Origin of the sequence: Peribacillus deserti, from assembly GCF_002863585.1 — a bacterium.
GTDB classification, from domain to species: Bacteria; Bacillota; Bacilli; order Bacillales; family DSM-1321; genus Paraperibacillus; species Paraperibacillus deserti_A.
This window is the reverse complement of record NZ_PGUY01000013.1, coordinates 1-22,904: the sequence shown is the minus strand read 5'-3', so window position 1 is coordinate 22,904 and position 22,904 is coordinate 1. Positions and strand designations below refer to the sequence as shown.

18 protein-coding genes and 1 pseudogene are annotated in these 22,904 nt (G+C 38.9%); 9 read left to right on the top strand and 10 right to left on the bottom strand.

Annotated features, from left to right (window positions below; genetic code table 11):
• Positions 1-281 precede the first annotated feature (281 nt).
• The gene (locus tag CUU66_RS04265) at positions 282-2,576 is read left to right on the top strand and encodes a YhgE/Pip family protein (protein ID WP_101640439.1); all 2,295 of its coding nucleotides are present in this window, start codon (positions 282-284) and stop codon (positions 2,574-2,576) included.
• Positions 2,577-2,627: 51 nt separating this feature from the next.
• Here CUU66_RS04265 and CUU66_RS24710 read toward each other — a convergent pair.
• The 4 genes and pseudogenes from CUU66_RS24710 to CUU66_RS04250 all read right to left on the bottom strand — a co-directional run.
• A pseudogene (locus CUU66_RS24710) lies at positions 2,628-2,768 on the bottom strand (IS3 family transposase); the annotation flags it as partial.
• Positions 2,769-3,015: 247 nt separating this feature from the next.
• Complete coding sequence (locus CUU66_RS04260; protein WP_101640438.1) at positions 3,016-4,896, bottom strand: S8 family serine peptidase; 1,881 nt, start codon at positions 4,894-4,896, stop codon at positions 3,016-3,018.
• A 241-nt stretch (positions 4,897-5,137) separates the two neighbouring features.
• A complete protein-coding gene (locus tag CUU66_RS04255) occupies positions 5,138-6,199 on the bottom strand; it encodes a DUF4030 domain-containing protein (RefSeq protein WP_101640437.1) in 1,062 nt (353 codons plus the stop codon).
• Positions 6,192-6,758 (bottom strand): sigma-70 family RNA polymerase sigma factor, encoded by a 567-nt coding sequence (locus tag CUU66_RS04250; RefSeq protein ID WP_257967888.1) that lies wholly within the window; start codon positions 6,756-6,758, stop codon positions 6,192-6,194. The genes CUU66_RS04255 and CUU66_RS04250 overlap by 8 nt, the downstream gene beginning before the upstream one ends.
• A gap of 193 nt (positions 6,759-6,951) precedes the next feature.
• Here CUU66_RS04250 and CUU66_RS04245 point away from each other — a divergent pair, with 193 nt between their 5' ends.
• Positions 6,952-8,133 (top strand): S1C family serine protease, encoded by a 1,182-nt coding sequence (locus CUU66_RS04245; protein WP_180955151.1) that lies wholly within the window; start codon positions 6,952-6,954, stop codon positions 8,131-8,133.
• Positions 8,134-8,260: 127 nt separating this feature from the next.
• Here the strand turns inward: CUU66_RS04245 and CUU66_RS04240 are convergent, their stop codons facing one another.
• The 3 genes from CUU66_RS04240 to CUU66_RS04225 form a co-directional block, all read right to left on the bottom strand.
• The gene (locus tag CUU66_RS04240) at positions 8,261-8,584 is read right to left on the bottom strand and encodes a hypothetical protein (protein WP_101640435.1); all 324 of its coding nucleotides are present in this window, start codon (positions 8,582-8,584) and stop codon (positions 8,261-8,263) included.
• Positions 8,585-8,726: 142 nt separating this feature from the next.
• Positions 8,727-11,138, bottom strand: a complete 2,412-nt coding sequence (locus tag CUU66_RS04235) for a hypothetical protein (protein ID WP_101640434.1) — start codon at positions 11,136-11,138, stop codon at positions 8,727-8,729.
• 327 nt (positions 11,139-11,465) lie between these two features.
• Positions 11,466-12,425, bottom strand: a complete 960-nt coding sequence (locus CUU66_RS04225; RefSeq protein WP_101640432.1) for an ADP-ribosylglycohydrolase family protein — start codon at positions 12,423-12,425, stop codon at positions 11,466-11,468.
• Between the two features lie 680 nt (positions 12,426-13,105).
• On the opposite strand from CUU66_RS04225, the gene CUU66_RS04220 reads away from it, so the two are divergent.
• The 3 genes from CUU66_RS04220 to CUU66_RS04210 all read left to right on the top strand — a co-directional run bounded on the left by CUU66_RS04220 (position 13,106) and on the right by CUU66_RS04210 (position 17,115).
• A complete protein-coding gene (locus tag CUU66_RS04220; protein ID WP_101640431.1) occupies positions 13,106-14,053 on the top strand; it encodes an ankyrin repeat domain-containing protein in 948 nt (315 codons plus the stop codon).
• A gap of 409 nt (positions 14,054-14,462) precedes the next feature.
• Positions 14,463-15,299: a protein phosphatase 2C domain-containing protein gene (locus tag CUU66_RS04215; RefSeq protein WP_101640430.1), complete on the top strand. Its 837-nt coding sequence runs from the start codon at positions 14,463-14,465 to the stop codon at positions 15,297-15,299.
• Positions 15,300-15,576: 277 nt separating this feature from the next.
• Positions 15,577-17,115 carry a YndJ family protein gene (locus tag CUU66_RS04210; protein WP_101640429.1) on the top strand — a complete coding sequence of 513 codons (1,539 nt, stop codon included), beginning with the start codon at positions 15,577-15,579 and terminating at the stop codon, positions 17,113-17,115.
• A 388-nt stretch (positions 17,116-17,503) separates the two neighbouring features.
• Here CUU66_RS04210 and CUU66_RS04205 read toward each other — a convergent pair whose 3' ends face one another.
• Positions 17,504-17,689, bottom strand: coding sequence for an Imm53 family immunity protein (locus tag CUU66_RS04205; RefSeq protein ID WP_101640428.1), 186 nt, complete (start codon positions 17,687-17,689; stop codon positions 17,504-17,506).
• Positions 17,690-17,987: 298 nt separating this feature from the next.
• Here CUU66_RS04205 and ytkD point away from each other — a divergent pair, with 298 nt between their 5' ends.
• The 3 genes from ytkD to folE all read left to right on the top strand — a co-directional run bounded on the left by ytkD (position 17,988) and on the right by folE (position 20,583).
• A complete protein-coding gene (gene ytkD / locus CUU66_RS04200) occupies positions 17,988-18,455 on the top strand; it encodes an RNA deprotection pyrophosphohydrolase (RefSeq protein ID WP_101640427.1) in 468 nt (155 codons plus the stop codon).
• Positions 18,456-19,020: 565 nt separating this feature from the next.
• Positions 19,021-19,800 (top strand): SDR family oxidoreductase, encoded by a 780-nt coding sequence (locus CUU66_RS04195; protein ID WP_101640426.1) that lies wholly within the window; start codon positions 19,021-19,023, stop codon positions 19,798-19,800.
• A gap of 138 nt (positions 19,801-19,938) precedes the next feature.
• A complete protein-coding gene (folE, locus tag CUU66_RS04190; RefSeq protein WP_101640425.1) occupies positions 19,939-20,583 on the top strand; it encodes a GTP cyclohydrolase I FolE in 645 nt (214 codons plus the stop codon).
• 563 nt (positions 20,584-21,146) lie between these two features.
• Here the strand turns inward: folE and CUU66_RS04185 are convergent.
• Together CUU66_RS04185 and CUU66_RS04180 are read right to left on the bottom strand one after the other, a co-directional pair.
• A complete protein-coding gene (locus CUU66_RS04185; protein ID WP_101640424.1) occupies positions 21,147-21,509 on the bottom strand; it encodes a hypothetical protein in 363 nt (120 codons plus the stop codon).
• A 43-nt stretch (positions 21,510-21,552) separates the two neighbouring features.
• The gene (locus CUU66_RS04180; protein WP_180955150.1) at positions 21,553-22,062 is read right to left on the bottom strand and encodes a DUF2628 domain-containing protein; all 510 of its coding nucleotides are present in this window, start codon (positions 22,060-22,062) and stop codon (positions 21,553-21,555) included.
• A 378-nt stretch (positions 22,063-22,440) separates the two neighbouring features.
• Here CUU66_RS04180 and CUU66_RS04175 point away from each other — a divergent pair, with 378 nt between their 5' ends.
• Complete coding sequence (locus tag CUU66_RS04175) at positions 22,441-22,806, top strand: hypothetical protein (RefSeq protein ID WP_101640422.1); 366 nt, start codon at positions 22,441-22,443, stop codon at positions 22,804-22,806.
• Positions 22,807-22,904 lie beyond the last annotated feature (98 nt).

Below are 22,904 nucleotides of genomic sequence, written 5' to 3'. Positions count from 1 at the left end.
TCAATAATAACCCTTCTTCATATTTAAGGGGGGTAATCTGATACTTATGAGGGCTAATCGGGATTTTAAGAGGGGTAAATCGAAATTTATGAGGGGTAGATTTACATTTATGTGGATTACTAGCGATTTATGGGATGTGAACTGATATACTGCCGGCTCCCGCGAGGAATATTTTCCCTCCCAGCAGGAATTTCGACCTATTATTAAGAATATAATGTATTAGCAGCAAAAATGAATGACCATTCATTTTTGCTGTAAAAAATAGTTCAAGGGGGTTGTGTATGAAAGGATTTGGATCACAGTTGTCTGAGCTTATGAGCAGGAAAGGTGTTATGATTTCTCTAACTGCCGTCTTACTGGTTCCTCTTATTTATGCAGCAATTATTCTTACTCCTAGCTGGGGACCGTATGACAATCTTTCCAATTTGCCTGTAGCTGTAGTCAACAAGGATAAGGGCGCGATGTCCGGGGACGAGGAAATTAACATCGGCAGAGATCTGGTGGATGATTTGAAGAAAAGCAAGGCTCTTGGCTGGGATTTTGTCGATGCCGGAAAAGCCGATGAGGGTCTTAAGGACCTCAAGTATTACATGGTGGTTCAAATCCCTGAAACATTTTCAGCGGATGCCATCACTGTAATGGATGAAAGTCCAAAAAAGCCTGAAATTAAATATATTCAGAACGAGGGCCTTCACTTCCTGGCTGCCAAAGTGACAACTGGAGCCACTGAAAAACTTCGTGAACAGCTTGGCAACAAAATTACGGAGTCCTATGTGAAGAACCTGTTTGCCAACATGGAGAAAATTGCAAGCGGTTTCAAAAACGCCGCAGATGGCTCAATTCAGTTAAATAACGGTTCTACAGAGCTCCGCGCAGGTACTGGCAAGATTCTTTCTTCGCTTAAAGAAAAGTCACCTGATATTGATAAGCTTGCAGCCGGATCACAGCAGCTTCAAGCCGGCACTCAGGATATGGTTCAATCTTTGCAGGCTAAATCGGGTTCAATTGCTGAACTTGCCGCAGGAACTAAAACGCTTGAAAATGGTACAGGCCAGCTTTTGCAATCACTGCAGGATAACTCTGAAAAAATCAATCAGCTATCCACCGGTGCTAAGGATTTAAAGGCAGGACTGGATACACTAAAAGGCGGCACAGCAGGAATTCTTGGCGGCATTCAAAGTGTACAGGGACCGGTCAAGGATATCAGCTCAGCCCTTAATGATCGGTTAGCACCCGGAAGCGAGAGCCTTAAGGATGCTGTCGGCACGATTGCTGATGGGGCCCCTGCTTTGTCTGGCGCTGCTAAAGGTGTACTCGACGGTTTGAAGGCAATGGCGGCTAAAAACCCGGCTCTTTTACAGGACCCCGGCTTCCAAAAAATGCTCGGCACCCAAGAAGCAGTTGCCGGTAAATTAGCTGAATTAGCTGTAAAGGCACCATTAATTAAAAAAGGGGCACAAGACATCGCTGGCGGCCTGAACCAGGTAGCTCCCGGGATGTCCAAAATCTCTGAGGGTGTAAATACACTCGCTGCGAAACAGGCTGAGCTTGATAAAGGCGCCCAGAGACTGGCTGCAGGAGCAGCACAGCTTGCTGATGGAAATGCCACTGTTAACAAATCCTGGGGAACGCTGACCAGCTCCGTTGCCCAGCTTAAGGGCGGCGCTGCTAAAATCAGCGACGGTAACCAGCAGGTAGACTCTGGCTGGAAAACCTTAACCGCTGGGGCTGGAGCGCTGAATAATGGAATGCAGCAGGTCTCCGCTGGAACCCAAACGGTGAAAACAGGCTGGAGTGCCCTAACAGATGGCGTAGCCCAGGTGGATAATGGAGTTGGAAAGCTGGAGGATGGATCAAGCCAGCTGGCATCCGGTCTTAAAGACGGGGCGGACGAAACAGGCAGCATTAATGCAGAAGCTGCGAACCTTGCCATGTTCTCCTCTCCTGTTGAGCTTGACGGCAAAGTGGTCAACAAATTCCCGCTCTACCGTTACGCAAATGCGCCATACATTTTATCACTAGCACTATTTGTGGGCATTCTCGTTATGAGCTTCTTCTTTGATTTGAGAAAACCGGCAGAAACCGCTGTTTCGGCAGTAAGATGGTATGCGGGCAGATTTGGCAGCATGGCTGCATTAGCCATTGCACAGGCCTTAATCATCAGTATATTCTCACTCATGTTCATAAAACTCAACTTCTCAAACAGTATCGGTTTAATTTTATTCTCAGTGCTGGCAAGCTTAACTTTTTTAACAATCGTATTTTTCTTTGTATCTGCCGCAGGCAATATCGGCCGGTTCATTGCTTTAGCATTCCTGGTTCTCCAGCTGTCTACAACAGGCTCCAGCCTGCCGATCGACTTGCTGCCGGAAAACCTTCGTGCCCTAAGCAGCTTCCTGCCATTAACCTATTCAATCGGCGGATTCAAATCAATCATTACACTCCATAACACAGACTTTATCTGGGACAATACAGGCACTTTAGTTGTGTACCTAGCTATCTTTGCTGTTTTAGGTGCCGCAATTGCTCTGCTTCGTTCCAGAAAAACGGATGGAAAGATTAAGCTAGTCGCGTAATAATAAGTCCTGGTTTGAAGTGACCCCATAAAATTAGACAGGATAACTCAATTAGGCAGCTTGTAAGGTCTGAACCCGGTATTGAACCGGGCTTAGGCCTTTTAGTTTTACCCTGATACGTTAGTGGTTATATTATTCTATATATTTTTAAAGTTCGAGTATAAAGTGTTCTACACTTTTAAATTCCTTAAGAATATGAAAAGTACTGCCAGACCCAAGGCGCCTGCGGGAAACAAATATTATATAGCGGTTTCAGTAGCTGCTTATGTGGCTAACACAAGGATTTATGTGGCTAGAGCCGCTTTTTATGTGGCTAAGTGAGCATTTATGTGGCTGAACCTGACTTATATGTGGCAAACCGTCCCCAACCAAAAAAGAGCGCCTCACTCATGAGACGCTCCTCTCGGGAAATAATCTGGGAAATGGGGGACAGTCCCCATTATTTTTTTACGGTTACTTTGGTAATCTTACTTTTGTTGCCGGCTGCGTCTGTGGCCGTTACGGTTAGGACTCTTCCAGCGGGCTGTTTGGTGATGGCAGCCGAAAATGTGCCGGATGTTGTTGCTTTTACGGAACGAAGTAATTTTGTCCCGTAATATACTTTTACAGTAGAGGCTTTTTCTGCTTTCCCTTTGACTGCCGTGGATTTAGAGTTCACCGCATATACATAAGGTGCAGCTGGTGCTGTAATATCTAGCTCAGTGATTTTCATAGTATATGAATTTTGTGAAAAATGATTATTTTTCTCAAATAGCTGGATATAGTTGCTTCCAGGTTTGATGCTGATCGTAAAGCTTTCGCCTGAACTGATTCGTTTAGCATCATACTCTTTTTCCTCAGCTGGTTTCCCATTAACAAGACGATCAGTCCAAATGACTGGATCTGTATAGGATACTGCGCTCACATCCACTTTTATTTTCATGTTTTTCACAGCTTTCAGCACGAACCAGTCACTATCAAGGGGTGTATCAAATTTATCTGTATAGGTTTTATTTACAGCTATAACTCTAGCTTTTGTGCGTAAATCGCCTGCGTCTTTACTTAGGTTGGGCAGGTCTGTCTGAAAAGCTTTTAATAGATTTACCCGGCCGAAACCTGTATATTTGTTCCAAAAACTTGTATACCCTGGCATCTTATAAGCAGATCGTTCTAATAGGTATTCAATTTCATAAGGTTCCAGTGTGTTATCGGCAGACAGCATTAAACCTGCCAGGCCGCTTACAATAGGAGCTGAAAATGAAGTACCAGCCGCTTTAAGGTCATATCCGCCGCGTCTGGTCGGAACTGCAATATTTTCACCAGGAGCGGCTAAGTCTATTGCTTCACCCGTATTTGAAAAGACAGAGAGCTTGTCTTTAGAGTCCGTCGAACCAACGCTTAGCACCTCGGGATAAGCAGCAGGAAAGCTAACAGGAAACTTGTATTCTCCCTCATTCCCTGCAGAAGAAACAACTAATATACCCTTTGATACAGCACGGGAAATTGCATCGTATTCTGCCTGGCTGGATTCTTCGCTTCCAAAACTAATATTAATAATGTCTGCTCCCTGTTTGATGGCATAATCTATTCCACGAATTTCATCTGCTATTTCCGCACCCTTAGCACTGCCTATTTTAACTGGCAGAATTTTAATATTTGGATTCTTGGCTGCTACACCTGCAATACCTTTATGATTATTTGCCTGAGCGGCTATTACGCCGGAAACCATCGTTCCATGTCCAACATAGTCCAGTGGATCTGCATCATCGTTAACAAAATCGTAGCCTGGCAGAATCTGGCCTGATGACAGATCTGGATGATCATAATTAATACCTGTATCAAGAACAGCGATTTTTACAGGGTGAGTAAATGTATAAGTCTCCCACACATCAGTAATACCAAGCTTCGGTAAGTACCACTGCGAGGCGGCATATGTATCATTTGGGGCCGTAACAGCCAAATGTTTTTTCACATAGTTTGGCTCGGCCGTAATGACTCCAGGAAACTTTCCGGCGACTTTAAGAATAGAGTGGTAATTTTGAGAAGCTGGTATTCTTATAATATATACAGTTTCAGAACCGCTTTTAAATTGGTCCACTAATGTTAAATGAAACGAAGCTAACAAACCTTTTATCGGCTTGGAAGACTTTATGACGGCCTGCCGGTCATGAACTGAAGCCAAATCAGCTGAACTTGCCGGAGTTCGAACTTCATTTCCAGAATAAAATGTCTTCTGCCGGCGGTCGGCATTCTCATCGGCAGAAGCTGCATGAGGAATAATAGAAACAAGAGCAGTCGTAAGGGCAAGAGGGGCCATCACCTTAAAAAAAGTACCTAACATGTGTGTCCTCCAATTAAAGAAGAATAATTATGAACTATTATACTCTTATGTATAATAGTTATCATTCTATTATCTAACAAAATCGAGGCTAGCACATCTGTGCATAGACCTATTTTTGGGGACTGTCCCCCATTTCCCGGGTTCGTATTCCCTTCTCTTTCACCATTTCTTCATGGGGACAGCCCTTTATTTCCCAGCTACATACGAAAAAACGCCTCCGCCCAGGCGGAGACGCTACCTTTTATTTTATTTTCTTTTTGTCTTTTCCATATACCGTGACGACATACGGGTCGTTTCGCACTTCTTTTGTGAGTTCGTCGGTCTGGATGAAGGTGTCAATTTCGTTTTTGATTCTTTCTGCCAGTTCTTTGGCTTCAGAATCTGTTGATTTCACCGAGGTTTTCACTTTGATCTGGAGCGGCAGCGGATGGAAAGAATACGAAAATCCTTTTACCTTGAATTCTTTATTTTCCATCAGGCCGCCGACAATAATGCTGATCAGCCCCTTCTCCTCCCATCGGATTTCCTGCTGGCGGGCTGTCATGTCTGATTTCCGGATATCAATCTTGAAATTTCCGCCATAAGGCTGGGATAGGCCACGCATTGCCTGTTCAAGCTCAGCCTCTCTCTTCTCCGTTTTTGTAATGGATACATACATATAGTTCTCTATTTTATTGATCCGGACCTGGGGCGGGAATGGAGTTATATAATTGTTTTTCTTCAGATACTCCTCTACCTTTCCCTGAAGCTCATTGGTTTTCTGCTCATTCAGCTTTTCTTCAGCAGTTAATTCCCGCTCCGGCTGTAAGATATCAGGACTTTCCTGCTTAACCCTGATCTCATATGCACCAAAATTTTGAGCTCTTAATTCAGCATTTACGTTCTTAATAACATCTGTTTTAAGTTTTTTAACTTCAGCCTTAGTTCCGACAACCGAAATCGTCATCTCACGGTCAGGCACTGAAACGTCAATTGTATTAAAGTTATACTTTTTATCCCTGCCCACTTCCGAGATGACTTCATAGATGGCATACTTATATTCTTCCTGCTTAATAAATAAACTGAAATACGGAATATTCGCCGCCACTTTGGCCATCACAGGTGAAAAATAAGAGGATACTATGAATACAACAAATATAGCCGCGGCTGTGATTACGCTATATAATATCTTCCTTCTTTTCTTGCGGGCTGCCCCTTTCAGATGCACCACATTGTCTTTTTTAACAGCCTGCAGCACATTCTGCTTATGCTTTTCCTCAAAACGCAGATCCTCATCCTCAGGGTATCTCAATTTATTAACCATCTATCTCATCCCCCTCAAATAACCCTTTCAGCTGCTTTCTTGCCCGATGGAGGCGCGTTTTTACTGTATTTGCATTGATTGCTAACAAGCTCGAGATTTCATTGACCGACAGCTCTTCATAATAATGAAGAATAATGACTTCCCTTAGCTTGATCGGCAGCGATAGAACTTTTTTAAAAATAATCTCTTTCTCTTCACGATCCAAACCCTCGGAATCCTTTGATGTACCCCTCATTAAAATGCTGCTGAAGTAATCCTTATAATGAATATGTTTAAAAGACCAGCTATTTACATAGTCCTTGCATTTATTGACGGTAATTCGGTAAAGCCACGTCTTGTAGGCGGCCCTTTTTTGAAAACGGTCCAGGCTGTTGTAACAGCTGATAAATACCTCCTGTGAGATATCTTCGGCTGCCTGCTTTTGTTTAACATATGTATAGGCAAGACGGACAATCATATCCCCATACTCCTCCATCAGCCAGACAAGCTGCTGCTCTTTTGACAGATGGCTGATTTCAGCCGGCTTTGTTGTCTCTATTCTCATCATCTTCACTTGCATCCATATCCTCCTTTCCTTCACAAACATTAGACGAGGATGATCGGTCCTAGGTTCCGTACCAAAATATAAATCTCTCTTTTAATAATGTAACGAAATTTCCATTATTCTTCCTGATTCTTTGATTCTCCCTTTAATTCCTGCACAATATTCCGATATAAAAAATAGGATGAAAGCCCTATTAGGAGGAATATCTATGAAATCCGTAAAGCTATTTTCAAGTATCATTAGTTTATTAATCTTATCCGTTCTCTCAGGCTGCAGTCTCTTTCAGCAAAAGGAAGCAGCGGAACCTAAGGCTGAACCAGCACAGACCATTGTAAAAGAAGTAAAAACGGTACAAGTTGTGGAAAAAAAAGTACCAGCTGCACAAGCTGCCCCTAAGCAAAAGAATCTAAAGGATATCATCCGCGACTCCCAGGATAAGGTGTTTCAGGTTGTAACAGGTACAGGACTCGGCTCAGGATTTCTGTATGACAACAAGGGGCACATTGTCACAAACGCCCATGTGGTTGCTGGGTTTAAGGATGTAGAGATCCTTACAGTAGATGATACTACACTGCATGGAACCGTAATTGGCATTGGAGAAACACTCGATGTCGCTGTGATCGAAGTACCAGAATTGGCCGGAAAAGGTTATTTACAGACAGCGTCCGCCATGTCTGAAAAAGGACAGGAGGTCATAACCTTTGGGAGCCCAAAAGGACTAAAGGATTCCGTTTCTGAAGGTATTATCAGCGGAATTGACCGCAGCTTCGAGATTCCTCCCTTTGTCTACGAAAATATTTATCAAACAACGGCTCCCATCTGGCCTGGAAGCAGTGGTGGGCCATTATTGAACAAAGAAACTGGCCAGGTTATTGCAATAAACAGTGCTTCCTATATAAACGAAGAAGCACTCGGTTTTTCCATACCAATCCAGCAGGCAGTCCCTCTGATTGACGGCTGGATCCAAAATCCCATGGATTTAGACCAGCTGTACGATTATGGAGACACTTACAATGATACGGACATCTGGGACATTCCGGAAGAGGCTTATGAAGAGAATTGGGACAGTACATACGATGATTCTGCTGAAGAGGAAGGAACGGACAGCTATTCAGACGAGTCGGTCTCTGACGAGGAGAACTACGACTCTGAGGAATCCTATGAGGATCCTTCGGGCTATGATGTGTATGAACCTTCTGATCCCGAAGAAGAGTTTACAGAGCCTGAAGAGGAATACCCTGCTGAACCGGAAGAAGAAATGATAGATGAAACTGAGTCAACAGATGATGAGATATACGAGGAGCTGCCGGAAGATGGGCAGGAAACTGAAGGCTCTTCGGACTCTCCATCTGAAGAGGATGCCTCTGCAGACGGTGAACCCGCCAATTAAACCCCTAACACCAAAAAGACCCGTCAAAAGGTCTTTTTGGGTGTTTCATCCAGTTAATTTTCTTAGGTATATAAAATTCCGCAATCTTGATTACTTCTCATAAAAAAGAACGCCCCTGGCTATTCGATCAAATTTGTTTATAAGAAATAGATGCTCCTACACCAAAACCTTTTAATATATCATCTTGCATATCTTTAAATGTATTAAATGTAGATTTATCCACTTCTTTTCCTTCAAACCTTTGTCTTTTCCGTCCATTTTTTTCTACGGTTTCCCATACTAAAGGTTTGTAAACACATACAACTTCCTTATCTAAGACACCTATCACATATTCAACTTTTCGAACTCTATCTCGAGCTGCTCTCCAGTCCCCTTTAGTAGCTTCGTAATAATCCTTTCCATCCTTATGGACAGCATTCTTTATTTTCACTGCCAAAACTTCTTTTTTCATAATATCTCCCTTATATTAAAATAATTTATAGGTTTCTAATAAGAAATTACCGTTTATAACCCTGGCTCTTCTTCTGCATAGTCTTGGGGGCACACAATCGTGATTTCTCCCTTGTTCTTCCAGTACAGCGGCGGCACATAACTCACTGTTGAGTACCTATCATTGAATGGAAACTAGTGTTATATTTTTCAAATAAATCAATTGCGTATTTTGTTAAGCTATCGAACTCAACAGCCATTAAAAGTTGTTCCATTTTATTCAATATCTCTTTTTCATCATTCCAATCATTTATCTCGCATTCCGCTTTTACCAGCCTTGTCGTCTTCGCCTCTTTATTTACTAACGCACCCTTTGTTATATTAAACCGGCGATCTGTTGCATTGTCGACCTCATGAAGAAATTTTAGCAGCTTATTCCTAGAACCGTTTTCCGGTTTATATGGACCTAACTCTAGCTTTAACGCCAATTTTCCATTCGGTACTTTATAAAAGAAATAGGAAAATGCATAACAGGACTTCCATGGATGCACCTTGTTTATATAAACAGGATCTAAAGGAGGAATCACATTTTTAAATGCAAGTGGAGCAAACCAAAACTCTTTATGGTTACTATAAAATTTATGATGCAGATAATGGTTTGTTATATCTTCTCTATTTATATTGAGTGTTCTATAGGCACGAACAAATCCATTTATATCATCCCTCGAAGCCGGTACCTCTTCTCTGCTTCCTATCATAGATTCCTCTTCTGGAAGACTCGAACCCACTTTTCCAAATTCCTTTATTTGTTCAGGAAGTTCCGTTTGGATTCCAAGAACAAAACCTTGTTCAACAACCTGATTTACTACATCCATCCAAAGTTCTTTTACTTTTTGTTCACTTACATATGAATTCTTAAAACCCATATTTAAGTTATCATTAATAAAATTGTCAATCTGAATAGTCGGCCGTTTAAAACCAATGGATTGTTCATCATAAGGTTTACTTGGGAAAAAGCTAAACATACCGTTGGCCGAGCCTCGCTCATAGTAGTTTATCCCTTTATATAGTGAAAACAACAAGTTCGATGGGTCATCGGCTGTCCCATCTTCAGTTACCTCTTCAGTCTCAAAATCTTCTAAACAAGTAGAAGAAGGATTCATTGCAGGTACATCAGCTTCCGAGTAATATTCTGGATAAAGAGGAGCAAGAGTTACATCGGCATAGGTCTCTGATAGTTCCTCGGCAATATCATCAATATTATGTTTATTGTGCTTCCTAACATCATCACTGACAACGAATACCGTATCTAAAACAAAACCTCCTTCAAAGTTTGAACCGAACAATATAACAGAACCAAACTGCAATCTCGTTAATAAAGTTGGAACTAGTCGATCATTCCTTGTCTTTTTATATTGTCTGCAGCATGTATAATAAAAATGATCGCCAAAGATAAATGGATCCGTGTTCTGCCTGCCTATATAGTTATTAGGCTTTTCATAAAAGGGCTGCATCAAATATCGCGGTCCATTAATCCCATCCAATCTTTGAACAATCTTTGCTTCCGCTTCCCATTCTCCCCAAAAAGTCAAGCTAACTTTTTTTACTTCTTTATCGGCCAAATCATTTACATACTTACCGTTATTGACCATAAACTTGCGCTTATGTTCGCCAACATTCCAAGGGAAAATTTCCCCATCAGCCTTCCTGCCATCATGCTCAGCTCCAGGGTGCATAAACTGCACAAATGACTTATTGCACTCTTGTTTGAATGAACTCATAATAGTTCTCCCTGTTTCTCTTTTTTGTTCATTAGTAATTAACTGAAAAGGCGTAACTCCAGCTGCTCCAAAAAATAACTGCACTTCTTTACCATTTGATAATTTCAGCGTTCTCTTTTTAACCTCATATGGCCTCCTGCGATCTTCACCATTTGCTTTATAATGGAACGAGTGGATTGTATTCCAACCGGAAGTAAATTGAAGACCGAGTTTTGTTGTCATTTCCTCCGAAGTAGACATCAAGATAACATCAGGTTGTAGTATGTCGACCAGATTTCTCCACATTTTTATTCCATGCTCTGCCAATTGCTGTTTAGGTTCCTTCTCCAAAGTAGTCCATACAGGATCGGTCGGGAATACAGAATATAAATCGGTATGTAGGCTTATGTTCTCCGATAACCCTTCTTCAAAATAACTTGCATTTATTCCTCTTAATACTTGTTCATAATGATTAAACCATAAAAGGTATGGGTCACTTTGAAAATAATTGCTTAAAGAATGTAAGTAAGTATTATGAAAAGAGTCACTGTTACTTTTATTTTTAATGATCCCTTTCATATCAGGAAATCTCCGAAATGGATCTTGAGCCGGAAATTCGATTCTGGAAGGATTTATACCCACTGTAATAATTTTAACTTTAGAATTTACATACCGTTTGTGATCTCCGAAAAATAAAATGGGCATGGCTTCTCGCATTTCTTGTGTTTTCAGTGCTTGTTTCACTCCGTTAATGCGGCTGAATTCTTCATAATCATTCCAACATTTTTTAGAAAGGGAAATTAATTTCTCAATCATACGACACCTCATTCACATAAAATAAAATTGGAAGTTTTTATAATCCAACCCTTTTTTCCTGCTCAGTTCTCCTTCGCCCACGGTGGAAAACATTGGATTCTTCTCGGTTTTGGTATCCGTCCCAGGCTTCCTTGCTGAGTCTAACTTTTGTTCCACCGGGTTTGGCAAAACTCTTTTTTGCTGGGGATATGCATCCGCCACCCATAATCCGTACAAATACATGATGTTTAAGCATTGCTTGAACTAATGTTTCATCCGAATTTCCATCTTACTATCGAAGGCTATTTCCTAAATGTCTACTGCTGTTTATTAAAAAACGAATGTTATTCACCAAATTGTCCTTTTAACAGAAACGGTTTCAGCTTTTTTTTGAAGTTCATACAAACCCTCAGCGGACCTAGTAATTAGTTCGGATCGGACTAACTTTTCGCGCCACTGGTTTGGTATGTTTGAAATACCATAATACGCGCCGGCTAACTGTCCGTATATCGCGCCGGTTGTATCTGAGTCGTTGCCGAGGTTCACCACCCTTAATAAACCTTCTTTAAAGTTACTGGTAAGATAAAATGCCCATAGTGCCGCTTCCAAAGACCGAACTACATAGCCCTCACCTGTTATCTCAGGTGGTTGACGGTGTTTATAGCTTCCTGCAGCGACTTCTTTAATATTAGGGCTTAACTCTCTCTCAAGCTTACTCTCAATAAAATCAACAAATTGCTTTGATAAAAGCCGGTTTTTTTCTACCCCATTCGCTGCACCTGCTATAAGTGCCCCAAAATAATAGCAAGCATCAATTGTTTCTGCCGATTGATGTGTTGTTTTTGAACTTTCCCCAGAATAGTGGATTGCCTGCTCCATGTCATTTGACCACAACAGTGGAACTGGGGCCAGCCTCATGATTGATCCATTTCCAGCTTTTAATGGGTCACTGGAGCCACTATTCGGTTCTCCTGTTGTTAAATATTGTTCAAGTGCTTCTTGGGTCGCTATCCCAATGTCAAAGCATTCGTTGGTACTGCTCAGGTATCCATGTTTGTACCAGCTTACATATTTTTGCATCTGATCATCAGGGTCAAATCCCTGACATTCAAGTAAACTCTCTGCTAGGCATAATGCCATCGAAGTGTCATCGGTCCACTCCCCAACACCTAAACCAAATGGACCACCCCCGACCATATCTGTAACTGGCGGGAAGGTGCCAGGCGGACAAAATTCCACACTGGCTCCTACACAATCTCCTACAGCTAATCCAACCATACTACCAATAAATCGATCTCTTTTTTCCATTAATCCCCCTCCTTTATACGTTTCATGTTACTTTAAGGTCAACAGCACGCATTCTTTCTTGCCCTTTTTTTGTCTGTTCATTAAATATGAAGGAAGCTGACTCATTCCACGTCCTGGTCCATTTTTCTCTAGCTGTACCTATGGGTGATCCAGGAGATTTAAATACACTTGTTCAAGTTAGGGTTTTGTCCTCATTTTGTATATATCTTTGTAAGTCTCGATAAGCATCGTGAAGGAAATGCGATGACCCTTGACCAACAAGTTAGTTCCCAACCACACCTGAAAAGCAGTTATAGCCTACACTCATGGCCGTCAAAAATAAGATCTTTCTTGTAAAGACTATTTAAATTTTACTATAAGCAAAGGAAAATATGTTATAAAATTCCAATAATGTATGATTATTTTACTATCCATCCATAACTCAATAAGTACTAGTTATCGTCATAAAACAATAAGAAGGAGGTATATGGCGCTCCGGCTGTTAATATAATGGCCGTATTACATCTGGCTTTCAACGGTGCGAGATATTTAGGAGGAAAAAGAAGGACCTTGCTAATCGGCAAGTGGAACCAATTTCACACGAAAAACTCATCCATAGATTTATAGGTCTTTGTCCTTTTATCGTAAAAGGGGTCCTCCTTTACAATGCATTTAATATCAAGTGATAAGGGGCTGATGTATTGACTGATTTCTTATTTGAAAAAGCTCTAATAAAACGCAAAATGGCGTTAGCTGAACAGCTTTTACCCTTTCAAAATCTCTTACAACAACAAAAAGCAGCAATGATACAGCAATATATGGGGACCAAAAGCACCTTCATTTTAAAACTAATAAAAGAAATTGAAGATAAGATAGATATTCAACAATGTTTTTATCAAGCACTTCTTTATAAAAATAAGGGAGCCGTTCAATTACTTTTAGAAAAAGGTGCAGATCCAAATAAATTGAATCAGCATGGTCAGGGGGCGTTCAATCTTGCTATATCCTCTAATCAAACGGATTTAGGCATCCTAGAGATATTACTCCACTTTGGTGCAGATATTAATTTAAAAAACAAATGGAATGCGGGTTCACTAAATGCCGCAGCTGGATCAGGGGATCTAAACGTCGTAAGATATTTAGTTGAAAAAGGGGCAAAGGTTAATAGTGACGCCCTCGACAGCGCGGCATTCGGAAATCATAAAGACGTAGTTGATTATTTAGTAAAGAAGGAGATAAAGATACTTTCGAAGACCTACTTTACGGCGATGATCCGTAACAATGAAGAAATGGCAAACTATTTATTAGAGCATGATACTCATTTTGTTTTGTCATCCAATCAGGAGCATAACGTTTTGAGTATGGCAGCTCATAAAGGAAACAAAGATCTAGTCAAAAAAATGATACAGAAGGGTCTTCCAGAGGATATAGAAGAAAGAAGAACCATTTGTTCATTAGCTCTTCTCGCAGCTATTGACCAAAGTCAAGGTCACCTGATCCAGCTACTTCTGGATTACGGCGCGGATATTAACTTCATTCATGAAGATGAAACCCCTTTAGATATTGCAAATCTTACAGGTGACAAACAAATAATTAACTGGATAAAAAGGCTCGGTGGAATTAGTTCTGGAGTCAGAAAAATTTATTGAGGTTATCAAAGTATTTATTATTGATTTCATAATGCAGTTCCCGCTGCTTTTTGTAATTGAGTTATGCTTATGACCCCTTAATAGAATGTCACCACAAGTAGCTTCATGGGACACCGCAAGACTGCCGGATAACCTGGCAGTTTTTTTCTTGTGTGTAAATGGATCGTAAAAAAATAACCAGCAGGTTCGGAAATCGAATTTTGATGCAGCGATAAAACCTCTTTTTAATCAAATATCCCTGTCAATGATTCGTTAAAGTGTTTTCCCGGATTGAAACAAATCCGACAGTCGAAAAAGAGCTGTCCGAAATTGGTTCTCACCAAAAAAAAGCTTCAAATCGATAAATCAACTTTGTGCACTTCAACTTTATGCTTTATCCTATATATAAAATATAAATGGGGGAAATAACGTGAACTATGAATCGTACACCCACCAAGGAGTCGGACTGTTAAATGAAGATGCACTGTTTATCAATCCGGAAAGAAAAGTATTTGGCGTTTTAGACGGGGTTTCCTCCTTAGTTCCTTACCTGAATAGTAAAGGGGATACAGGTGGTTTTTTAGCTTCCCAAATTGTTAAATCTTATTTTGAATCGCTCCACCAAATTGAGAACTTAAAGGACCATGTTATGTCCGCAAACACCATTCTTAACAAGAGAATGACTGAAGAAAATATTGATATCATTAAGAAAGACGAACTCTGGGGCACCGCCCTCGCTATAGTAAAAATAACAGAAGACGGCGTTGAATTCATACAGACCGGCGACTGCATGATCCTTGCGGTGTACGCTGATGGAGAGGTCCGCCCTTTGACCCGTATGCAGGTTTCCCACTTAGAAGCAGAGGCTTTCGATATCTGGAAAGACGGGATGGCGCGAGGGCTGAAAACCCGAGAAGAACTATTTGCGACTGTTGCAGACAAATTAAAAAACAATCGTTACCAGAGTAATGCTAGAGGCGGATACGGAGTTTTAAATGGAGAAGCTGAGGCGGCAGACTTCTTAGAATATGGGAAAATTAATTCAGCCTGCCTGACCCATCTTATCCTGTTAACAGATGGCTTATTTCTGCCTCCTGAATTGGCTGAGAGTGAACCTTGGAAGCAGACTGCAGATGCAATCCTTTCCCGCGGTCTTGAACAATATGCAAAAGAGCTGATTGACCTTGAAGAAAACGATCCAGAATGTGTAGAATATATCCGGTTCAAAAAGTCGGATGATAAAACGGGAATCGTGGTTTATTTGTAAACTGGGGACTTACAGCTGTGAGTCCCTTAATAAATATGTAAAAGTTAACATCATCTTCATCATTGGTGTTCTTCTTTTAATAGTCTCAGTCCCTATAAAATTCTTAACGGTTCAAGAGAATTACTACAACAAAAAAGGTCAGAGGTTATCCTCTGCCCCTTTAACATTCAATTAAGCCGCCATCTTATATTGTTAAATTAATTTTCTCTTATTCAACTAAATCCTGTCTACTATCATTGTTTTATTCAACTTTTAGTTATAAAAGGGGGTAACCCATATGGAATTATTATTCTTACAAATCATCATCTTATTATCAATTGTGTTTTATATTCCACTGCATTTCAAACTTATCCAAGACAATAGCGGGATGTTAAAACTATTACGTACTACTCACCCTGTTTTTGCGTTATCAGCTGTTTTTTCTTTTTGGTTTCCTGTATTATCCTTCTTTTGGTTTTTCTTTTGTTTGATGGCATGCGTGTATGCAATGTGGCGTTTGTTCAAAAGAGGAGGATTTTATATTGAAGAAACTTTAATTGACTTTTCATTGATGTACCTGCCTGTTGGGGGAATCTGGTTTATTGTTTATCAAATGGATTGGAGTCTTTATGGATTTTCTTCTACGATAGCACTTCTCACAGCGATTCACTTTCATTATTCCAGTCTTTTTGCCCTATTGTTTCTCAGCTTGATGGGGAGAGAATTGAAAAACCTGGCATCTTTGCCTAAATGGTATACCTTTATCAGTATGGTCTTCATTTCATCTCCCATTTTGGTTGCGATCGGCATCACGTATTCAAGGACCTTCGAAATCTTTTCAGTTATCTTGTTTGCCATTGGCTTAATCCTATATGCCTTTTTCTCTTTTAGATTAAAAAGCACATTCATCAGCCTGTCCTCTGCAACCATACTATTTACCATGTTCTTATCTATTCTGTATTCCTTTAGAACGGTGGATATTCCGTTTATGATTTATTTCCACGGAATCGTGAACGCTATCCTCTTTACGGGTCTAGGTTTGATTGGCTACTTGAGACTGTCACCAAAAAGTCATTTCGATATGACCGTTATTCCATTTTCATCGATCATTGGGGACAATAAAATCGGCATTGACTTTTTTGAGCGGCACGATTTAATTGACATGGTCCAAGATCACCCACACGGAATGGTGGACGAGATGAACATGTTCGAGCATACAGGGTTCCATCCATCTGATATTCATCCGAATATTGTTGACTTTTATGTGAACACTGTCAGCTATGATATGGATGTCCAGCCAAAGTGGAACAGACTGGTCTACCCGTTTGCCCTTTTATATAAAAGATGGTCCATGAAGATGGAACAGATGAACTTTCCTACCCTCCAGGATGAAAACGACACGAAGGTCAACAGCGAGATGTTTAAAATAAAGGACGAAAAAGACGGAAGAAATAATGTCCGAGCTTGGGTAAGAAGTGATAAAAAAAACCAAAAGGCGATATACGTTGCTGCATATTCCACCCATCAGAACAACAAGAATGAACGGTTCTATAATGTCTATTTTCCGCTTCCTTTTGGAGGAATGACAAGTGTACTTCGTATCAATCATTTTTCAGGGGGCGGTGTTTCTCTTACATCTCTTTCCGACAAAAGAAAGGATGACCATAATGGGGTTTACCTTACCATTCTTAAAAAGAAAATCAGGCTGCCCATTAACGAGACCATAGATGTTTGGAATGAAGATAGAGTGATAAAAGCCTATCATATTAGTTATCTCTTTGGTATTCCCGTATTGCAATTACATTACCAAATTAAGAAAAAAGTCACGTTTCATTAGGGAACAATCGTTTAATATACTTTTTTAGAACAATTTTTTGTTAGACAGGTCTAGGTCTATCTCTTGCCTATAAGAAATAGTAAATACTCTGGGAAGTAGTCATACGTTTTAATACACCTCCTTTTAGTTTAATAAGCGGGTTAAGTGGACAGAAGAAATCGGTATTCACGTTAAAGGTCATTAACGTGATACTTTTAAGGCATTAACAGGACCTTAAAGGAAGGTCCTGTTGTGTTAAATCTTTTAACTGTTTTTTTCGACTAATACATCTGTTTGTTTAAGTGCATTTACATTTATTCACAAAATATAGACGTTTTTAACTAACTTAATATTCACATCACGCCTCACTCGATCACCAATCGAGGCGGCGACGTTGTGAGTTTTGCATTTACTCCCAGCGGCACGCCATAATTAGGCTGGCAATGGCCGATGTAACATATTCGCATGAACTATCTTTAATCCAACAATGAAGCCGATCGTTATCATTGCGTTCAATTTCCACTTTTTCCATACTTCTTGCTTCCAGATTCGTTCCCAAAAGATTGATTGTAACGTACCAGCGTGGATTATCCATTTACTCCATCACGTTGGTTAAAATGCATTGTTTCAATCCATTCTACTACTGACATAACTTACCCCTCCTTCTGTTACTAAAGGGTTGAGTTAGCGTTTAAGGATGCGATTTTCTTTCTAGAGGCTTCACCTTGAATGAAAAACTTTTCAAAGACTCTCACAAATTGATTCCTTTACTAAAGAGTAAAAAAGGATAAATTCATATATAAATAATATTCATTTTTTTCTGTGAATGGGGTATACTTTTTTCTTTTCCCATCTCAAGAGTTCTTGTATCTTAGAGAAAAGGAGCGACGTAGATGATACAATTTAGAGATGTAAATGATTGTTTAGTGGAGTATTCACCTAAGCCTGAGTTTGGCGAACCATGGCATACATTAGTGATATGTAGATTTCAAGACCACTGGGTGTTAACGCACAATAATAAGCGAGGCCTAGAATTTCCAGGTGGAAAGCGAGAAAAAGGAGAAACCATCGAAGAGGCTGGCATTCGTGAAGTTTATGAAGAAACAGGTGGGATTGCTTCTAATTTGCAATTTCTCGGACAGTATAAGGTCTATGGCGTAGCCGAACCATTTGTGAAATCCGTATATTTTACTCATCTTTGTGAATTAAAACCAAAACACGATTATTTTGAAACTAATGGACCGGTGTTGCTGGCAAAACTACCTGAAAATATTAAAAACCATTCTGAATTTAGTTTTATTATGAAAGATGAGATTTTGCCTCAATGTTTAATACAAATTCAAAAATTAGAGTTGATATAAATTCTTACGTAAAAGTGAAAATTCAATCCCCATAAAAATTAAAACTAATAAGTTTATGTTTAATCTATGAAAATGGATTAACTTTCCTCTTTGGTTCCAGCATGGGCTTATCCTTCATGAAAAACCTTGGAGATAAGCCGACGATATTTATGAAAATAATAGAATTAAGTTAAGACTATCTTAATATTTGAGTATATTCACTAAAAAATTATTAATATGAAAATTTTGGTAGTGTATTTATCGAAAATGCTGTATTATTAATACAATTAATTTACCGGAATACATTGGGGAAGATGTTGGAACTAGAGTTTAAGCCGTTTAATAGTTGTTCGGTTTGAAAATTAAGGGGTTTTAGGTATTAAAAATGTTGGCATATTTTTATAATAGATCATTAACAGAATCTTAACCATAAAACAATATACAGATTAGTTAAGAGGCAATAGTTACTTTACAAGGCCTTAAATTAATTATTTAGGTCGTGGGTAAAGAAGTATTTTTATAAGGTCTATAGAACTTAAGTGTTAAATTATTTTTTGATTATCTTAATATTGAGGCAGGGAATTCTATGAGGCATGCAGTGATAACAGCTGGTTCTAAAGGACTTGGAAAGAAGGTAACAGAGCAATTTCTTCAAAAAGGCTGCTCTGTTACAGTAAATTATCGAAGTGATTTCACTAGAATAGAGGAATTAGTGAAGGAATGGGATCAATATAAGGACCAATTGCAATTTATTCAAGGTGATATTACTAAGAAAGAAGATATAGTACATATTGTTACACAAGCAATGAACAGATTTGGACGTATTGATTACCTTATAAATAATGCAGGTCCATACATATTTGAACGGAAAAAATTAGTTGATTATGAAGATAGTGAATGGCATGAGTTAATAGACGGAAATTTAAGTTCTGTGTTTCATTTCCTTAAATTAACTATTCCTATTATGAGGGAACAAAAGTTTGGCAGAATCATTACTTACGGCTTTCAAGATGCGGAACATACACCGGGCTGGATATATCGTTCTGCCTTTAGTGCAGCGAAAGTGGGGCTTGTATCTTTAACTAGGACAATAGCTCTTGAGGAGGCAGAATACGGCATTACAGCTAATATGATTTGTCCCGGAGATATTGTAGGAGAAATGAAAGAAACAGATATTGAAATAGCAAGGAAGATAAAAGATGAAAATACACCGATCGGCCGCTCTGGTACAGGCGAAGATATTGCCCGGCTTATTAGGTTTATATGCGAAGAAGATTCAGAGATGATTACTGGCAGTGTAATTTCCGCATCTGGTGGAGTACATGTTGTAAATCGGAAAAGATTGCTTAAATCTTTATCTTCTTAGAAGATAAATTAGAATGGCATTTTTGTTTCGAACCAAACACATGTACACATAAAAAGATTTTAAGGGATAACTTCCAGAAAAAGTTATCCTTTTTGTTAAGCATCTAGCTTTCACAAATATTTTTGGGGGTTACCACACATGAATATACTTTTAAAAAATATAAATATTAATGAAAATCAATTAATGAAATTACAGAATGTTATTGGACGTAACTTAAATCAAGAAGAAATAGCTCTGGCAGAAAATATTATGTCTTCCATTCAAGATTTAATCCAATTAGCTGGGGATGATCCCAGCCGTGATGGTTTACAAGAATCACCATACCGATTTTTGAAAGCCATTTTGGAATACACAAAAGGGTACCAAGAGGACCCAAGTGAACATTTAGACAAAACATTTGAAGTAACTCATGATGATATTGTCTTAGTTAAGAATATCCCTTTCAACTCACTGTGTGAACATCACTTCGCTCCATTTTTTGGGATGGCACATATTGCTTACATACCTAGTGATAAGATTACGGGTCTTTCAAAATTTGCCCGCCTTGTGGACGGTTATGCTAATCGATTTCAAGTACAAGAGCGTCTCACGCAGGAAATTGCCGATGCTATTAATAAGGTACTGAACCCAAAAGCAATTGCAGTTATTTTAGAAGCAGAACATTATTGTATGTGTGGACGTGGAGTTAAAAAAGCGGGAGCCACTACCGTTACATCAACTATGCGTGGGATGTTTGAAGAAGACAGACATGCAAGGGCAGAAGTTCTACATCTTCTAAAATAATTTGGCAAAAAATGAACCTGTCTGACTACAAATAGGTTCATTTTTCTATTCATTAATGGCCCATAATTCAACAATAAATACGTTTCGATATTTTACCAACATAAAATATAAACACTTTGTACAATTAAAGCACCCGTTCGTATTATAGGTCAGCCAGATATTTCTGGTTGACCATTTTTATATGGTTTTATTTATAAACGGTAGCCGGGGTAGAACGTAAGCACCCGTGGGGCGTGACCTCGTCAGCTAAACGTTCGTCCCCTACTTGTAGAAACATGATTGAGGCTGGTTGGGACATTCTTTCTCTGCCTCAGAACTCTTACACGCCTTTAATGACAGAATTGTAGATTCTCTAACTGATGAACTCTTATGGTACAAATATCTAACGACTGGAGAACAATCTTCAATCCTGGATAATTTAGTTGCATTTTTTTCATCATCTATTCCAATACATCCTCCACTTTGTGTGTCCCCCTCTAATAGCGTTACTTGTTGAAATAACGCCCATTATTTTAAATACATTTATTAACAATCTTTGTAAAAAAGTTAAAAATTAAAGTTAATTAACGGTTTTGTTCTCTGAAAATTATTTTGTATTTAGGCTTAAATGAAATATCAATAACATTTTCGAATCTGTCTGCCTCTCCGTGAAACAATCGGATCGCTGAATGATCCTTGCTATCCTCTACAACTTCAAGTTTCCTTACTGAAAGTAATTCTAAATAGGACAAAACGGTATTCGATTTCTTATCTGTTACTCTGAGGGTAAACTCTTGATAGAAAGGCGACATTATTATCTTAAATACTTCATTATCATTTTCAAATGAATAGGTGGATTTATCATAATAAAAACATTCTGTTTTATCTATTCTTTTAGGAATTGAAGCGAATACAGATATTAGGTTTAACTCGTCTGGAATTTCCACCTTCATCACTCCCATGGGTAGTACTAGTTTCAATGTTACCTATTTATCCAAAAATCAAGTACATCGCTATCGCCAGAATAATATTTAATCCTATGAGTAACCACACAGCACCCACACTTGTTCCACCAGCCCTGCCCAATTCGTTTAATTCATCTTGAGTTTTTAAGCCTTTTTCTTTTATCTTTAATATATCCTTGTTTGCTTTTCTTAAGTATAGATAGTTTGCTATTATACCAATTCCAATCATTTCGGCAATAGTATATATCCAGCTTGCATTACCAAGTAAATAGTCTGATAGACTGGAAGTTAAGAGTGTTCCAATTGCTATAATTAATGCAATCTTATACATCTTTCTGTAGGCGAACCATAGAGATGAAAACAGCAAGGCTGCCCAGTTCCAGGAAATAAACCACCTGATCTTCTCGTTTAAATTTAAAGAGCCATTTATATCCCATTTCTTTTGATAGGTACTTACTTTTTTCTTTACATAAGCATTTAATCGATCTATATCTGTTAATGGTACCTCAATTCCGTTTTCTAATTCGGTATTCACTTTATTCAACTCCTTAGATGGGGTGGTTCGTTTTCATTTTAAATCATACTACATTTAATTATACTACCTCTTACTATTTATCCGTTAGAAAGAACTCTTACTAAACTAGTTTTGAAAAAAATCATTTGCCTCCACAGCTATTGAACTAAAATCTCTTTTGGTAAGGTAAGGTTTTGCTAGTGACCGTGTACATGTGTATTTTTGATAGGAACAGAAAATATCTTTATTGCTGATGGAGAGCGTTCCCCAAGTAGGCTCAACCTTTAGTTTATTAAGAATCCCTTTATCTTTGGCTGATAAAAGAAAGGCATGAAATTCTATATGAAAAATGTAATCACTTGTCTTATACTTATAGTTTTAATTGGAGTTACGATCTATATGTTTATCAAAAAGAACAATGTAAACAACACTGAACCACCACCTGCTGCGGCAATGAATTTTGACCTTGAAAAGGTACAACCGTTTTTAATAGAATTGTCTTCTGTTTTAGACTCTGGTTTTACTGAATCTGACATAAAAGCGATTCAATCTAAAATTGAAAAAATGGAGGAAAATAACGAAATAAAAGAAATTGGGAGCTTTCATGTTATTTATCAAGGAGAACCAGCTAAAATACGTATGGAAGCAGAAATCCATATTGAAGATGATTTAAAAGAAGTTGTTTTAAATATGTATAGTAATCAAGTATTAGTTAAAACCATAGATGAAGAAATGATGAAATTTGCAGATGAAAGGGGTATGTAAGCAAAGATATGCTGTGTTCAATAGCTTTTTTTACTACCTCCCTCAATAAACAAAGTGAAAACTCACGTTTTCTCCAGTATTCTCAGTATTTTATAGAA

Excerpts from the sequence above, each read along its gene's own strand:
- CUU66_RS04175 (WP_101640422.1), top strand. The coding sequence starts at position 22,441 with ATGTTTATCAAAAAGAACAATGTAAACAACACTGAACCACCACCTGCT.
- CUU66_RS04240 (WP_101640435.1), bottom strand. The coding sequence starts at position 8,584 with ATGAAAAAAGAAGTTTTGGCAGTGAAAATAAAGAATGCTGTCCATAAG.
- CUU66_RS04205 (WP_101640428.1), bottom strand. The coding sequence starts at position 17,689 with ATGGATAATCCACGCTGGTACGTTACAATCAATCTTTTGGGAACGAAT.
- ytkD (WP_101640427.1), top strand. The coding sequence starts at position 17,988 with ATGATACAATTTAGAGATGTAAATGATTGTTTAGTGGAGTATTCACCT.
- CUU66_RS04245 (WP_180955151.1), top strand. The coding sequence starts at position 6,952 with ATGAAATCCGTAAAGCTATTTTCAAGTATCATTAGTTTATTAATCTTA.
- CUU66_RS04250 (WP_257967888.1), bottom strand. The coding sequence starts at position 6,758 with ATGCAAGTGAAGATGATGAGAATAGAGACAACAAAGCCGGCTGAAATC.
- CUU66_RS04265 (WP_101640439.1), top strand. The coding sequence starts at position 282 with ATGAAAGGATTTGGATCACAGTTGTCTGAGCTTATGAGCAGGAAAGGT.
- CUU66_RS04225 (WP_101640432.1), bottom strand. The coding sequence starts at position 12,425 with ATGGAAAAAAGAGATCGATTTATTGGTAGTATGGTTGGATTAGCTGTA.
- CUU66_RS04260 (WP_101640438.1), bottom strand. The coding sequence starts at position 4,896 with ATGTTAGGTACTTTTTTTAAGGTGATGGCCCCTCTTGCCCTTACGACT.
- CUU66_RS04210 (WP_101640429.1), top strand. The coding sequence starts at position 15,577 with ATGGAATTATTATTCTTACAAATCATCATCTTATTATCAATTGTGTTT.
- folE (WP_101640425.1), top strand. The coding sequence starts at position 19,939 with ATGAATATACTTTTAAAAAATATAAATATTAATGAAAATCAATTAATG.
- CUU66_RS04235 (WP_101640434.1), bottom strand. The coding sequence starts at position 11,138 with ATGATTGAGAAATTAATTTCCCTTTCTAAAAAATGTTGGAATGATTAT.
- CUU66_RS04255 (WP_101640437.1), bottom strand. The coding sequence starts at position 6,199 with ATGGTTAATAAATTGAGATACCCTGAGGATGAGGATCTGCGTTTTGAG.
- CUU66_RS04195 (WP_101640426.1), top strand. The coding sequence starts at position 19,021 with ATGAGGCATGCAGTGATAACAGCTGGTTCTAAAGGACTTGGAAAGAAG.